The sequence below is a fragment of the Streptomyces spinosus genome (assembly GCF_020400655.1).
GTDB classification, from domain to species: Bacteria; Actinomycetota; Actinomycetes; order Streptomycetales; family Streptomycetaceae; genus Streptomyces; species Streptomyces argyrophylli.
Window position 1 is genome coordinate 1 of record NZ_JAINRC010000012.1, and the last position, 13,645, is coordinate 13,645.

The following is a 13,645-nucleotide window of genomic DNA, read 5'->3' on the forward strand; positions in this document are numbered from 1 at the left end:
GACCCTGTGGGAGAGTAGGACGCCGCCGAACAATCTTTGGAGGACCCCTGGTCACCAGCGTTCAGCTGGGACCAGGGGTCCTTTTGTTTTTACAATGCTTGTGGTACCGAAGACAGGAGTCACCATGTCCACCAACTCTCCCGACGACCGACCGGAGCGCGACCAGCGGCGACGGGACAGTGGTGACCGGGGTGACCGTGGCGGCTTCCGCCGGGACAACGACCGCCGCGACAACGACCGGCGCGACAGCGACCGGCGTGGTGGTGACCGCGGTGGCTACGGCCGCCGAGACGACCGGCGTGACGACCGCCGTGACGACCGTCGCGGTGGCGGTTTCCGCCGCGAGGGCGAGCGGGGTACGCGTCCGGGATTCCAGCGCGATGACCGCGACCGGGGTGACCGTGGCGGGTTCCGTCGCGACGACCGCAGGGACGACCGTCGCGATGACCGCCGGGACGACCGTGGGGACCGTGGTTTCCGCCGTGACGACCGCGGTGACCGTGGAGACCGCCCCTCCTTCCGGCGCGATGACGACCGCGGTGGCTACGGCCGGCGCGACGACAACCGCGGTGGCTACGGCCGCCGTGACGACCGGCGTGACGACCGGCGTGACGACCGTCGGGATGACAGCCGCGGTGAGCGTGGCGGCTTCCGGCGCGACGACCGCCGCGATGACCGGCGTGACGACCGCAGGGACGACAGCCGTGGCGGCGGCTACCGCCGTGAGGGCGACCGGGGTTCGCGCCCGGCCTTCCGCCGGGACGACCGCAGGGACGACCGTCGCGATGACCGCCGGGACGACCGTGGGGACCGCGGGGACCGTGGTTTCCGCCGTGACGACCGTGCTGACCGTGGAGACCGCCCCTCCTTCCGCCGTGACGACGACCGCGGTGGTTTCCGTCGCGACGACCGGCGTGACGACGACCGCGGTGGTTTCCGTCGCGACGACCGGCGTGACGACCACCGAGGCGGCTTCCGCCGCGACGACCGTCGGGACGACCGGCGTGACGACCGTGACCGTGGCGAGCGCGGTGGCTTCCGGCGGGACGACAGCCGTGGGGACCGTGGCGGCTTCCGCCGCGACGACCGGCGCGACGACCGTGGGGGCCGTGGGCCCCGCAGGGACGACCGTGGGGAGCGCGGTGGCCGCCCCGGTGGGTTCCGGGGCCGTGACGGCCGCGACGGCCGGGACGACCGTCGTGGCGGCGGCCGGTTCCGTGACGACCGGGACCGGGAGCCGATCAAGCGGCTGCCGATCCCGGAGGACGTCACCGGCGACGAGATCGACAGGGATGTCCGGCAGGAGCTGCAGAGCCTGCCCAAGACGCTCGCCGAGGACGTCGCCAAGAACCTGGTGATGGTCGCCCGGCTCATCGACGAGGACCCCGAGGGCGCCTACGGCTACTCCAAGGTGGCCCTGCGCCTGGCGTCCCGTGTGGCCGCCGTGCGCGAGGCCGCGGGCTTCGCCGCGTACGCGAACCAGAAGTACGGCGAGGCGCTCGCCGAGTTCCGGGCCGCCCGGCGGATGACCGGCACCGTGGACCTGTGGCCGGTCATGGCGGACTGCGAGCGCGGGCTCGGCCGGCCGGAGAAGGCGCTGGACATGGCCGGCGCCCCGGAGGTGCACAAGCTGGACAAGGCCGGTCAGGTCGAGATGCGGCTCGTCGCGGCCGGTGCCCGGCGTGACATGGGCCAGCTCGACGCGGCCATCGTGACTCTGCAGAGCCCGGAGCTGGCCTCCAACTCGGTGCAGCCGTGGACCGCTCGCCTGCGCTACGCCTACGCGGACGCCTTGCTGGCCGCCGGCCGGGAGCGCGAGGCGCGGGAGTGGTTCGCGAAGGCTGTCGAGGCCGACCGGGACGGCAGCACGGACGCCTCCGACCGGCTCGCCGAGCTGGACGGCGTGGAGTTCGTCGACGCCCTGTCCGAGGAGGACGAGGACGTCGAGGACGGCCAGGACGCCACCGGCGAGTCCGCCGACGCCTCCCCGGAGGACGGCGACAAGGACTGACGTCGGTCAACGGGAAGAGGGCGGGCTCCTGGGGGGCCCGCCCTCTTCCGTGTTCCGGCGGGCCGTGCGCCGGCGGCCGCCGTCGGCTCAGATCTCCAGTGCCCGCAGTACCAGTCCCGAGGCCGGCTTCGGGCCGAACGACGTCGATTTGCGGGGCATGGTCACGCCCTGCCGGGCCAGGTCGCGTACGACCTCCTCGCGCACCGGGTGCATCAGGACCGCGGTGCTGCCGTCGCGTTCGGCCTTCTCCACCGTGGCGGCCGTGTCATGGATGTAGGCGATGTGGGCCGGGGAGTCCTCGGGGATCTGCCAGACGTGGTGCAGCAGCGTGGCGTGCAGGACCGTGGCGTCCAGGGCGCGCCAGGCGGGCGGGCGGTCCGCGGGGACGGTCCGGGCCAAGAGGTCGGGGTCGGGGCGGTCGAGCAGGTGGAAGGCGCCGTCGCCGGCGAGGAGGAAGGCGTTGCCGGCGCAGGCCGCGTCCGCCAGCGTCTCCAGGGCCTGGGCGAGGGGCTTGTCCAGGTGCCGTACCCGGAACAGGCCGTCGACCGCGGCCAGCGCGTCCGCGACGGGCAGGCCGTGCAGCAGCCGGTGGATGGCGCGGACGCGCAGCGGGTAGCGGACGGTGTCCACCAGGAGGACCAGGCCGTAGTCCCAGGGGCTGGGGGAGGGGTGTTCCAGGCGCAGCCGGCGGTAGGTGGCCCAGCGGTGGTGGCCGTCGGCGATGAGGGCCTGGCGGCCGGCGAGGTCGCTCTGGACGCGGGCCAGTTCGCCGGGGTCGGTGACGGACCACAGGCGGTGCCGGAACCCGTCCTCGGTGGTCGTGGCCAGCAGCGGCGGGCGCTGCGCCGTGCGGTCGACGACCTCGGCCGCCGTGCCGTCGCCCTGGTAGGTCAGCAGCAGCGGTTCCAAATTCGCGCGTGTCGCCCGCATCAGGGCCGCGCGGTCGGCGACCACCGGCGGCATCACGTCCTCGTGCGGCAGCACCACGCCCTCCGCGGGTTCGGTGACCCGCAGGGTGCCGATGATGCCGCGCTGGAGCATGCCGTCGTCGTGCCGCTGCTCGTACACGTACAGGCCCGGCTCGGGGTCGGCGGTGAGGACGCCCTCGTCCAGCCAGCGGCGCAGTGTGTCGGCGGCCTGCTCGGTGCGGGCGCTGGGCGTGCCGGCCTGGGGGAGGATCAGCCGGACGATGTTGTGAGGGTCGGCCGACTGGAGGTGGTGCAGGCCGTCGGGGCGCACGACGACGTCGTAGGGCGGGGAGGTGACGGAGGCGAGGCTGCCGACCCGGTCGGGGTCGTAGCGAAGGCCCCGGAACGGGGTGAGTTCCAGGCCTCGACGCGGTGTCGCCTCCCAGTGACCTGCTGTGTTCATCCCGGCATCGTACGTGTGTCGGCGGCATGCGGGATGATCGGGGGAAAGGCGAGTGAACGAGGAGCGATGTGGACATGAGCCAGGGCGTCAGGACGAGGCCCGAGGGCAGTGGGCGGCCCCTGAGCGAGGCGTACGACACGGCGCTGCTCGATCTGGACGGGGTGGTGTACGCGGGCGGGAGCGCCATCGCGCACGCGGTCGACTCGCTGGCGGTGGCCCGGTCGGGCGGGATGCGTCTCGCGTACGTCACCAACAACGCGCTGCGGACGCCGGACGCGGTGGCCGGGCACCTGACGGAGCTGGGCATACCGACGGGCGCGGACGATGTCATCACCTCGGCGCAGGCCGTCGCGCGGCTGATCAGCGAGCAGGTTCCGGCCGGGGCGCGGGTGCTGGTGATCGGTGGTGAGGGGCTGCGGGTGGCGCTGCGTGAGCGGGGTCTGACGCCGGTGGAGTCGGCGGACGACGACCCGGCGGCGGTCGTGCAGGGCTACGGCGGGCCGGAGATGACCTGGGGGCGGTTCGCGGAGGCCTCGTACGCCGTCCGCAGGGGTGTGCCGTGGTTCGCGTCCAACACGGATCTGACGATTCCGAGCGGGCGGGGCATCGCGCCGGGCAACGGGGCCGCGGTGGAGGTCGTGCGGATCGCGACGGGTGCCGAGCCGCAGGTCGCGGGCAAGCCGCTGCCCCCGATGCACCGGGAGACGATCATCCGGACCGGTGCCGAGCGGCCGCTGGTGGTCGGGGACCGGCTGGACACGGACATCGAGGGCGCGTTCAACGGCGGGGTGGACTCGCTGCTGGTGCTGACGGGGGTCACCGACGGGGCGCAGTTGCTCGCCGCGCCGCCGCAGCACCGTCCGACGTACGTGGACGCCGATCTGCGCGGGCTGCTCACCGGGCAGCCGGACATCACCCGGGAAGGTGACGGTTTCCGGTGCGGCGGGTGGACGGCGGCGGCCGGGACGGACCGGTTGGAGCTGACGGGCGACGGCGAGCCGCTGGACGGGCTGCGGGCGCTGTGCGCGGCGGCCTGGACGGCGGCGGGGGAGGGCACCTGCGCGCTGGACGGTGAGAAGGCGCTGGCCAGGCTGGGCCTGTGACGGTCCCTCAGGAGCTGCCCGGCGGGCCTTGGGGCAGCGGGGGACGCCGGACCCCTCGTAGGGCCTCGGCGGAGCTCACAGCGACCAGGGATCGAGATCGTATGCGAGGGTAGGCTAACCTAACCTCGTGTTGGTCGACAGTCCTCCGGAACAGCGCGCGGAGACCGCCCCCGCGCCCCCAACCCGCCGGGCGGCGCGGGCCCTTGGGCTCCTGCTCTCGGTCGTGCTCCTGGTGTGTGTCGCCCTGGCGAGCATCGCGATCGGCGCGAAGGCGCTGTCGCTCGACCAGGTCTGGCACGGCCTGTTCCACGACACGGGCACGTACGGCGACGTGGTCGTCGACGAGCGGCTCGCGCGCACCGCCCTCGGTCTGCTGGCCGGTGCCGCGCTCGGCCTGTCCGGCGCGGTGCTCCAGGCGCTGACGCGCAATCCGCTGGCCGAGCCCGGGCTGCTCGGCATGAACGCGGGCGCGTCCGCCGCCGTCGTCACGGCCATGACCTACTTCGGCGTCACCAGCCTCAGCGGCTATGTGTGGTTCGCGTTCCTCGGCGCGGCCGCCGTCGGCGCGCTGGTGTGGTTCCTCGGCGGCAGCCGGGGCGCCACCCCGGTACGGCTCGCGCTCGCCGGCACGGCGATCAGCGCGGCCCTGTACGGCTACCTCCAGGCCGTGATGATCACGGACGGCGCGGCCCTGGGCAAGATGCGGTTCTGGACGGTGGGTTCGCTGGTCTCGGCCACGAACGCGACCATCTTGCAGGTCCTGCCGTTCCTCGTGGCCGGCACGGTCCTCGCGCTCGCCCTGGCCCGGCCGCTGAACGCCGTGGAGATGGGCGACGACACCGCGCGCGCCCTCGGCGCGAACCTCGACCGCACCCGGGCGCTGGCCATGCTGGCCGCCGTGGTGCTGTGCGGTGCCGCGACCGCCGCGTGCGGCCCGATCGTCTTCGTGGGCCTGATGGTCCCGCACGCCGTGCGCTCCTTCACCGGTCCCGACCTGCGCTGGATCCTGCCGTACGCCACGGTCCTGGCGCCCGTGCTGCTGCTCGGCGCCGATGTCGTCGGCCGGGTCGTGGCCCGCCCCGCCGAGCTCCAGGTCGGCATCGTCACCGCGATCATCGGCGGTCCGCTCTTCATCTTCCTCGTACGACGGCGAAGGACGGCCCAGCTGTGAAGACACGCTCCAGGAGCCGTGCCGTGCGCACCCCCGGCGGGCTCTCGCTGCGCCTGGACCCGCGTGCGCTGATCGTCGTCGTGCTGCTGCTCGGCGCTGCCTGCGCCGCCGGTGTGGCGTTGATCGGCACCGGCGAGGCGAGGATCCCGGCGGCCGACGTGCTGCGGACGCTCGCCGGCGACGGCACCGCCTACCAGGACTTCATCGTCAACGAGCTGCGGCTGCCGCGGGTCCTGGTCGGCCTGCTGGTCGGTGCCTCGCTCGGCCTGGGCGGGGCACTGTTCCAGTCGGTCTCCCGCAACCCGCTGGGCAGCCCGGACGTGCTCGGCCTGTCACAGGGTTCGACGGCCGGCGCGCTCGTCGTGATCGTGCTGATGTCCGGCAGCGCCTCCCAGGTGACCCTGGGCGCGCTGGCCGGCGGCCTGGCGACCGGTGTCGCCATCTACGCGCTCGCCTGGAAGCGGGGCGTGCACGGATACCGGCTGGTGCTCGTGGGCATCGGCGTCAACGCGATCATGACGGCGGTGAACGGCTATCTGCTGACCAAGGCCGACCTGGTCGACGCGACCCGCGCGGTGGTGTGGATGACCGGCTCGCTGAACGGCCGGGACTGGGACCAGGTGTGGCCGCTGCTCGGGCTGTGCGCCGTCCTCGTCCCGCTGGTCCTGGCGAACGCGCGCGGCCTGCGGATGACGGAGATGGGCGACGACATCTCGAACGCGCTCGGCGTGCGCGTGCAGCGCGTCCGGCTCGTGCTCATGGTGTGCGCCGTCCTGCTCGTCGCCGCCGCCACGGCCGCCGCCGGCCCCGTGAGCTTCGTCGCGCTGACCGCGCCCCAGCTCGCCCGCCGCCTCACCCGCTCGCCGGGACCGAACCTGGTGCCCTCCCTGTGCATGGGGGCGACCCTGCTGGTCGCCGCCGACTGGGCCTCGCAGCGCGCCTTCGGCGCCGACCAGCTGCCCGTCGGCGTGGTCACCGGCGTCCTCGGCGGCGCCTACCTGCTGTGGCTGCTGGTCACCGAGCGCCGGGCGGGCCGGATATGAAGCGCGCGCAGGGCCCCGACGCGAGCGCCGCCCACCCGAACACCCCTAGGAGCACCGTGAACCGCCTGTCCGCCGACAACGTCACCCTCGCCTACGACCAGCGGGTCATCGCCGAGCAGTTGTCGGTGGAGATCCCCGACAACTCCTTCACGGTGATCGTCGGGCCGAACGCCTGCGGCAAGTCGACGCTGCTGCGGGCGCTGTCGCGGATGCTCAGGCCCAGCGAGGGCCGGGTGCTGCTGGACGGGCAGGCCATCCAGTCGATGCCCGCCAAGAAGGTCGCGCGGACCCTCGGCCTGCTGCCGCAGTCGTCCGTCGCGCCCGACGGCATCACCGTCGCCGACCTCGTCGGCCGCGGCCGCTACCCGCACCAGGGCCTGCTGCGCCAGTGGTCGGCGCGGGACGAGCGGGTCGTGCGGGAGTCGATGCGGCAGACCGGGGTGGCGGAGCTGGCCGAGCGGTACGTGGACGAGCTGTCCGGCGGGCAGCGGCAGCGGGTGTGGATCGCCATGGCGCTCGCGCAGCAGACCCCGCTGCTGCTCCTGGACGAGCCGACCACCTACCTGGACATCCAGCACCAGATCGACGTCCTCGACCTGTGCGCCGAGCTGCACGAGGAGCAGGGGCGGACGCTGGTGGCGGTGCTGCACGACCTCAACCACGCCGCCCGTTACGCCACGCACCTGATCGCCCTGCGCGGCGGCACGGTGATCGCCGAGGGCGCCCCGAACGACATCGTCACGGCCGAGCTGGTCGAGGAGGTCTTCGGGCTGCGCTGCCAGGTCATCGACGACCCGGAGACGGGCACCCCGCTGGTGGTGCCGGCGGCCCGGAAGGCGCGCTCGGAGAAGGCCACGGCTGCCTCCTGACGGCACGCGTCGGACAGGGCCACGGCGCGGCCCCGCTGACGACGCGGGCGACGGCGTGAACGCCTCACAGCAGCTTCCGGAGCCGGAACAGGTCCAGCAGGCTCGCCTCCAGCCTCACCCGGCCCGAGCCCCAGGCGGTCGCGAAGTTCAGCTCGCCGCCCACCAGGGCCACCAGGTCGTCCCCGGCCATGGCGAGCCTGATCTGCGCCTTCTCGCGCGGTGGGCCCGGATGCGTGTCGTCGACCTCGATCCGGCCGCCGGTCATCCGGCCCGCGAAGGTGACGTCGAGATCGGTGATGTGGCAGCTCACCGAGCGGTCGAGCGCGGCGGCCGCGCGGACATCGCCGTCGGTCCTCCGCATGTTGTCCGAAAGCTTCCCCAGTGCGGCGCGGCACTCCTCGATCGTGGCCATCGCCCACGACGGTACCCCAGCGGTTCGGGGTAGCGTCTGGGCATGAGCGAGTCCGTGTCCGAGGCCGACATCGACACCGAGGCGGCGCCCGCGTACGACCCCGCGGCGCCCGCCCCCCTGAACGTCCCGCGCACCCCCACCGGCAACGCCGAGGTCGACGCCCGGCTCGACCGGCTGGCCGACGCCGACCACCTCGCCACCGACGGTCATGTCGAGGTGTACGAGGATGTACACAGGGGGCTGCGCGACGCGCTCACCGCGCTCGACGCCCGTCCGGGACCCGCGGCCCCCTCACCGTCGTACCACCAGAGCAGGAGCTGAACCGAACGTGGCAGGAGTCGCACGCCGCCGTCTCGACGCGGAGCTGGTCCGCCGGAAGCTCGCCCGTTCACGCGAGCACGCCAGCCAGCTGATCGCCGCCGGGCGGGTCACCGTCGGCAGGACCGTGGCGACCAAGCCGGCCACGCAGGTGGAGACCGCGGCGGCGATCGTGGTCCAGGCCGACGACAGCGATCCCGACTACGTCTCCCGGGGCGGGCACAAGCTCGCCGGCGCGCTGGCGGCCTTCGTGCCGCAGGGGCTCGTCGTCGAGGGCCGGCGGGCGCTGGACGCCGGCGCGTCCACCGGCGGCTTCACCGACGTCCTGCTGCGCGCGGGCGCCGCCCACGTCGTCGCGGTGGACGTCGGCTACGGTCAACTCGCCTGGTCGCTCCAGAAGGATGAACGCGTCACCGTCAAGGACCGTACGAACGTACGCGAGTTGACGCTTGAGACGATCGATGGGAAACCTGTGGATCTTGTCGTGGGCGATCTGTCCTTCATCCCGCTCGGGCTGGTGCTGCCCGCCCTGAAGCGGTGCGTGACGCCGGACGCCGACCTGGTGATGATGGTCAAGCCGCAGTTCGAGGTGGGGAAGGAACGGCTCGGCAGCGGGGGTGTCGTACGGAGTCCGCAGCTGCGGGCGGAGGCCGTGCGCGCAGTGGCCGAGAAGGCGTGGGAGCTGGGGCTCGGGGTGCGGGGGGTCACCGCGAGCCCGCTGCCCGGGCCCTCGGGGAACGTGGAGTACTTTCTCTGGCTGCGGGCGGGGGCACCCCAGGTGGACCCGGCCGACGTCGACCGTGCAGTGGCGGAGGGGCCGCGTTGACACAGAACCTGGCGCGTACTGTTTTCCTGCTCGCCCACACCGGGCGGCCCGCGGCGATCCGCAGCGCGGAACTCGTCGTCAAGGGCCTGCTGCGGCATGGCATCGGGGTGCGGGTGCTGGAGGAGGAGGCGCGCGACCTGCCGCTCCCGGACGAGGTCGCCCTCGTCAAGGAGGCCACCCCGCAGTGCCTGGACGGCTGCGAGCTGCTGATCGTGCTGGGCGGCGACGGCACGCTGCTGCGCGGCGCCGAGTTCGCGCGTGCCTCCGGAGTGCCGATGCTCGGCGTCAACCTCGGACGCGTCGGGTTCCTCGCGGAGGCCGAGCGGGACGACCTGGACCGGGTCGTGGACCGGGTGGTGGCGCGGTCGTACGAGGTCGAGGAGCGGATGACCGTCGACGTCGTGGTGCACCGCAACGGTGACATCGTGCACACCGACTGGGCGCTGAACGAGGCCGCCGTGCAGAAGGCCGGCGCCGAGAAGCTGCTGGAAGTCGTCCTGGAGATCGACGGGCGGCCGGTGACGGGCTTCGGGTGCGACGGCGTCGTGCTGTCCACGCCGACCGGGTCCACGGCGTACGCCTTCTCCGCCGGGGGGCCGGTGGTGTGGCCGGAGGTGGAGGCCCTGCTGATGGTGCCGATCAGCGCGCACGCGCTGTTCGCCAAGCCGCTGGTCACCTCGCCGGACTCCGTGCTGGCGGTGGAGGTGCTGCCGCACATCCCGCCGGGGGTCCTGTGGTGCGACGGGCGGCGGACGGTGGAGCTGCCGCCGGGGGCGCGGGTCGAGGTGCGGCGGGGAGCCGTGCCGGTACGGCTGGCCCGGCTGCACCACTCGTCCTTCACCGACCGGCTCGTGGCGAAGTTCGCGCTGCCCACCACGGGATGGCGGGGCGCGCCCCACCACCCCTCGGAGTGACACGGGCGGGCCATGTGCGTTCCCCGCCCCGGACCTCGTATGGTCTGTTCCGTGTTGGAGGAGATGCGGATACGGTCGCTCGGGGTCATCGACGATGCCGTCGTCGAGCTGTCGCCGGGGTTCACCGCCGTCACCGGTGAGACGGGTGCGGGCAAGACCATGGTGGTCACCAGCCTGGGGCTGCTGCTCGGCGGACGGGCCGACCCGGCGCTCGTGCGGATCGGGGCCGACAAGGCGGTGGTGGAGGGGCGGGTCGCCGTGCCCCCCGGCGCCGCCGCCGTCGTGCGGGCCGAGGAGGCCGGGGCCGAGCTGGACGACGGTGCCCTGCTGATCAGCCGTACCGTTTCCGCCGAGGGCCGCTCCCGGGCGCACCTGGGCGGGCGCAGCGTTCCCGTCGGGCTGCTCGCCGAGCTGGCCGACGACCTGGTGGCCGTGCACGGGCAGACCGACCAGCAGGGGCTGCTGAAGCTGTCCCGGCAGCGGCAGGCGCTCGACCGGTACGCGGGAGACGCCGTGGCCGTTCCGCTCGCCAAGTACGGCGAGGCGTACAAGCGGCTGCGGGCCGTCTCCGCCGAGCTGGAGGAGATCACCACGCGCGCGCGTGAGCGGGCGCAGGAAGCCGACATGCTGCGCTACGGGCTCGACGAGATCGCCGCCGTGGAGCCCCGGGCCGGCGAGGACGTGGAGCTGGCCGAGGAGGCCGAGCGGCTGGGGCACGCCGAGGCGCTGTCGTCCGCCGCGACGGCCGCCCACGCCGCTCTCGCGGGCAATCCGGAGGACCCCGAGGGGATCGACGCCTCGACCCTCGTCGCGGGCGCCCACCGGGCGCTGGAGGCCGTGCGGTCGCACGATCCGGCACTCTCCGCGCTCGCCGACCGGATCGGGGAGATCGGCATCCTGCTGGGCGACGTGGCGGGTGAGCTGGCGGGGTACGCCGACGATCTCGACGCCGACCCGCTGCGGCTCGCGGCGGTGGAGGAGCGCCGGGCCGCCCTGAACGCCCTGACCCGCAAGTACGGGGACGACGTCGCCGGCGTGCTGGCCTGGGCCGAGCGGAGCGCCGCGCGGCTCACCGAGCTGGACGGCGACGACGAGCGGATCGAGGAGCTGACGGCCGAGCGGGACGCGCTGCGCACCGAGCTGGGCGGGCTCGCGCAGGCGCTGACGGACGCGCGGACGGAGGCCGCCGAGCGGTTCGCCGCCGCCGTGACCGCCGAGCTGGCCTCGCTGGCGATGCCCCACGCGCGCGTCTCCTTCGACATCCGCCAGAGCGAGGACGCGGACGGCGTCGAGGTCGGCGGGCGGACGGTCGCCTACGGCCCCTCGGGCGTGGACGAGGTCGAGCTGCTGCTCGCCCCGCACCCGGGCGCCCCGCCGCGGCCCATCGCCAAGGGCGCGTCCGGCGGTGAGCTGTCCCGCGTGATGCTCGCGGTGGAAGTGGTGTTCGCGGGCACCGACCCGGTGCCGACGTACCTCTTCGACGAGGTCGACGCCGGTGTCGGCGGCAAGGCGGCGGTCGAGATCGGGCGGCGCCTTGCCAAGCTCGCCAAGACCGCGCAGGTCGTCGTGGTCACCCACCTGCCCCAGGTCGCCGCGTTCGCCGACCGGCAGCTGCTGGTGGAGAAGACCAACGACGGCTCCGTCACCCGCTCCGGTGTGAAGGTCCTGGAGGGCGAGGAGCGCGTCCGCGAGCTGTCCCGCATGCTGGCCGGCCAGGAGGACTCCGAAACGGCCCGCGCCCACGCGGAGGAACTCCTGGCGACGGCCAGGGCGGACCTGTAAGGCCGGCGCCGCCCGGACGGGTGCCGACCGGGCGGGTGTCGGCCGGGTGTCGCCCTGGCCGAGCTCCTCGACGTGCGGTCGGGGCGGGCCGCCGGCGCGGCGCTCGCCCCGGTGCCCGCGGAGGAGGGGCTTGCTGCCCGACGGCCTCGGTGGGTGCGTGATGCCCGCCGGACACGGGGCGCGCGGCCCCCGATGCCGCACCAGGGGCGGCCGTGGTGGTGGGAAACCGGCGCGTGGGGGTGCTCGCGCGCGCCGTCGCTCCGGTGGCCGCCGCCCGGTACGGGGGCCGGGTCGGTCCGGGAGCGGGTCCGTGAGGGGCTGACCTCGTCGTATGTCCTCGTCCACCGTGCGGCCGCGGCGGGCGTTCCATCACCCGTGTGGGTGATGTGCTCCGGCGCATTGCCCCGGCCCGCCGCAGGGTGCGCCCTCCCGGGAGTCCCTGAACGGCCGTACGTCCTGGCATGCTTGACGGGGAACGCGGGGCGGGCAGCGGGTACGGACGGTCCGCCCGGGAGGCGCGCGCGGTGCGTCCTTCCGCCCCCCTGAGCCCGCTACCTTCTGTACGTTTCCTCGTGACCACCCCACGCCGACCCCGTGCCCGTCCCCGTGAACCAGGAGCCCCGGCCCCGTGAGCCCCCTGAGCAGCAACGCACCGCACGGCCAGTCGCCGCTGCGCACCGTGCAGGTGCTCGGCGGAGGGAACGCCGGCAGCAGCGCGCACGTGCGCTCCCTGGCCGAGGGACTGGTGGCGAGGGGCGTGCGGGTCACCGTGTGCGCCCCCGCCGAGGCCGAGCACGCCTACGACTTCGCCGGGGTCGGCGCCGACCACGTGCACGTGCCCCGCAGCAGCGACCCCGTCTCCGTGGCCGCGCTCCGCACCGCCTGCGCCAACGCCGACCTGGTGCACGCGCACGGCCTGCACGCCTCCTTCCGTACCGTGCTCGCGCTCAGCGGGCGCACCACGCCGCTCGTCGTCACCTGGCACAACCGGGCCCACGCCGAGGGCCCGCGGAGCCATCTGCTGCGGCTGCTGGAGCGGCGCGTGATGAGGACCGCCGCCGTAGTCCTCGGCACCAGCCCCGACCTGGTCGACCGGGCCCGGCGCACCGGCGCGCGCGACGCCCGGCTCGCGGCCGTCGGCCTGCCGGGCCGGCACCGCACCGGCGGCCTCCTCGACACCGACGCCCCCGACCCCGAAGGCCCGGACGGCCTCGACGGCCCCGACCGCGACGACCCCGACCGGCTGCGGCCCAAGACCCGGGCCGAACTCGGCGCCACCGGACGCCCGTTGCTCATCGCGGTCGGCTCCCTGGACCGGCACCGCGGCTACGACGTCCTGCTCGACGCCGCCCGCGCCTGGCGCGACCTCGATCCGGTGCCGCTGGTGGTCGTCGCCGGGGAGGGGCCGCTGCGGCCGGTGCTGCAACGGCGGATCGAGGACGAGGAACTGCCGGTGCGCCTCATCGGGCACCGCGACGACGTGCCCGAGCTGCTCGCCGCCGCCGACCTGGCCCTGCTGACCAGCAGTTGGGAGTCGCGGTCCGTGCTCGCCCAGGAGGCGCTGCACGCGCGCGTGCCGCTCGTCGCCACCCGCGTCGGCGGCATCCCGGACCTCGTCGGCGACGCGGCCGAACTCGTCCCGTACGGCGACCCGGAAGCCCTCGCCGGCACCGTCGTACGGCTCCTCGCGGACCCGGAACGCCGCGCGGCGCTGCGCGAGCACGGGACGCGGCAGGCCGCCACCTGGCCGACCGAGGACGAGACCGTCGCCCAAGTGCTCAGCGTGTACGACGAGTTGACCCAGCTGCGACCGCTGGCCTGAGCC

The 13,645-nt window shown here is 74.3% G+C and carries 13 protein-coding genes; 10 read left to right on the plus strand and 3 right to left on the minus strand.

The window, feature by feature from the left end:
• Nucleotides 1-61: 61 nt before the first annotated feature.
• Entirely contained in the window at nt 62-964 is a 903-nt protein-coding gene (locus LG395_RS22555) for a hypothetical protein (protein WP_225811166.1), read from the minus strand.
• A gap of 285 nt (nt 965-1,249) precedes the next feature.
• Here LG395_RS22555 and LG395_RS22560 point away from each other — a divergent pair, with 285 nt between their 5' ends.
• Complete coding sequence (locus tag LG395_RS22560) at nt 1,250-2,011, plus strand: tetratricopeptide repeat protein (RefSeq protein WP_212768403.1); 762 nt, start codon at nt 1,250-1,252, stop codon at nt 2,009-2,011.
• An 87-nt stretch (nt 2,012-2,098) separates the two neighbouring features.
• On the opposite strand, the gene LG395_RS22565 is transcribed toward LG395_RS22560, so the two are convergent.
• Nucleotides 2,099-3,382, minus strand: coding sequence for a DUF1015 domain-containing protein (locus tag LG395_RS22565; protein WP_225811014.1), 1,284 nt, complete (start codon nt 3,380-3,382; stop codon nt 2,099-2,101).
• Nucleotides 3,383-3,456: 74 nt separating this feature from the next.
• On the opposite strand from LG395_RS22565, the gene LG395_RS22570 reads away from it, so the two are divergent.
• The 4 genes from LG395_RS22570 (at nt 3,457) to LG395_RS22585 (ending at nt 7,568) form a co-directional block, all read left to right on the plus strand.
• Nucleotides 3,457-4,485 (plus strand): HAD hydrolase-like protein, encoded by a 1,029-nt coding sequence (locus LG395_RS22570; protein ID WP_225811015.1) that lies wholly within the window; start codon nt 3,457-3,459, stop codon nt 4,483-4,485.
• A 127-nt stretch (nt 4,486-4,612) separates the two neighbouring features.
• Complete coding sequence (locus tag LG395_RS22575; RefSeq protein WP_225811016.1) at nt 4,613-5,656, plus strand: FecCD family ABC transporter permease; 1,044 nt, start codon at nt 4,613-4,615, stop codon at nt 5,654-5,656.
• Nucleotides 5,653-6,699, plus strand: coding sequence for a FecCD family ABC transporter permease (locus LG395_RS22580; protein WP_171157677.1), 1,047 nt, complete (start codon nt 5,653-5,655; stop codon nt 6,697-6,699). The genes LG395_RS22575 and LG395_RS22580 overlap by 4 nt, the downstream gene beginning before the upstream one ends.
• Nucleotides 6,696-7,568, plus strand: a complete 873-nt coding sequence (locus LG395_RS22585; RefSeq protein WP_225811017.1) for an ABC transporter ATP-binding protein — start codon at nt 6,696-6,698, stop codon at nt 7,566-7,568. Before LG395_RS22580 ends, LG395_RS22585 begins: the two co-directional genes overlap by 4 nt.
• A gap of 64 nt (nt 7,569-7,632) precedes the next feature.
• On the opposite strand, the gene LG395_RS22590 is transcribed toward LG395_RS22585, so the two are convergent.
• Nucleotides 7,633-7,980: a sterol-binding protein gene (locus LG395_RS22590; protein WP_225811018.1), complete on the minus strand. Its 348-nt coding sequence runs from the start codon at nt 7,978-7,980 to the stop codon at nt 7,633-7,635.
• A gap of 42 nt (nt 7,981-8,022) precedes the next feature.
• Between LG395_RS22590 and LG395_RS22595 the strand changes: the two genes are divergently transcribed.
• The 5 genes from LG395_RS22595 to LG395_RS22615 all read left to right on the plus strand — a co-directional run bounded on the left by LG395_RS22595 (nt 8,023) and on the right by LG395_RS22615 (nt 13,642).
• On the plus strand, nt 8,023-8,301 hold the full coding sequence (locus tag LG395_RS22595) for a hypothetical protein (protein ID WP_171157683.1): 279 nt from the start codon (nt 8,023-8,025) through the stop codon (nt 8,299-8,301).
• A gap of 7 nt (nt 8,302-8,308) precedes the next feature.
• On the plus strand, nt 8,309-9,124 hold the full coding sequence (locus LG395_RS22600; RefSeq protein WP_225811019.1) for a TlyA family RNA methyltransferase: 816 nt from the start codon (nt 8,309-8,311) through the stop codon (nt 9,122-9,124).
• Nucleotides 9,121-10,038, plus strand: a complete 918-nt coding sequence (locus LG395_RS22605) for an NAD kinase (protein WP_014671839.1) — start codon at nt 9,121-9,123, stop codon at nt 10,036-10,038. Before LG395_RS22600 ends, LG395_RS22605 begins: the two co-directional genes overlap by 4 nt.
• 39 nt (nt 10,039-10,077) lie before the next feature.
• Entirely contained in the window at nt 10,078-11,820 is a 1,743-nt protein-coding gene (recN, locus tag LG395_RS22610) for a DNA repair protein RecN (RefSeq protein ID WP_171157687.1), read from the plus strand.
• A 628-nt stretch (nt 11,821-12,448) separates the two neighbouring features.
• Entirely contained in the window at nt 12,449-13,642 is a 1,194-nt protein-coding gene (locus tag LG395_RS22615; RefSeq protein ID WP_225811020.1) for a glycosyltransferase family 4 protein, read from the plus strand.
• Nucleotides 13,643-13,645 lie beyond the last annotated feature (3 nt).

What these genes read in the sequence shown, in the direction of transcription:
- LG395_RS22585 (WP_225811017.1), top strand. Translation starts at nt 6,696, where the DNA reads ATGAAGCGCGCGCAGGGCCCCGACGCGAGCGCCGCCCACCCGAACACC.
- LG395_RS22570 (WP_225811015.1), top strand. Translation starts at nt 3,457, where the DNA reads ATGAGCCAGGGCGTCAGGACGAGGCCCGAGGGCAGTGGGCGGCCCCTG.
- LG395_RS22595 (WP_171157683.1), top strand. Translation starts at nt 8,023, where the DNA reads ATGAGCGAGTCCGTGTCCGAGGCCGACATCGACACCGAGGCGGCGCCC.
- LG395_RS22590 (WP_225811018.1), bottom strand. Translation starts at nt 7,980, where the DNA reads ATGGCCACGATCGAGGAGTGCCGCGCCGCACTGGGGAAGCTTTCGGAC.
- recN (WP_171157687.1), top strand. Translation starts at nt 10,078, where the DNA reads ATGGTCTGTTCCGTGTTGGAGGAGATGCGGATACGGTCGCTCGGGGTC.
- LG395_RS22565 (WP_225811014.1), bottom strand. Translation starts at nt 3,382, where the DNA reads ATGAACACAGCAGGTCACTGGGAGGCGACACCGCGTCGAGGCCTGGAA.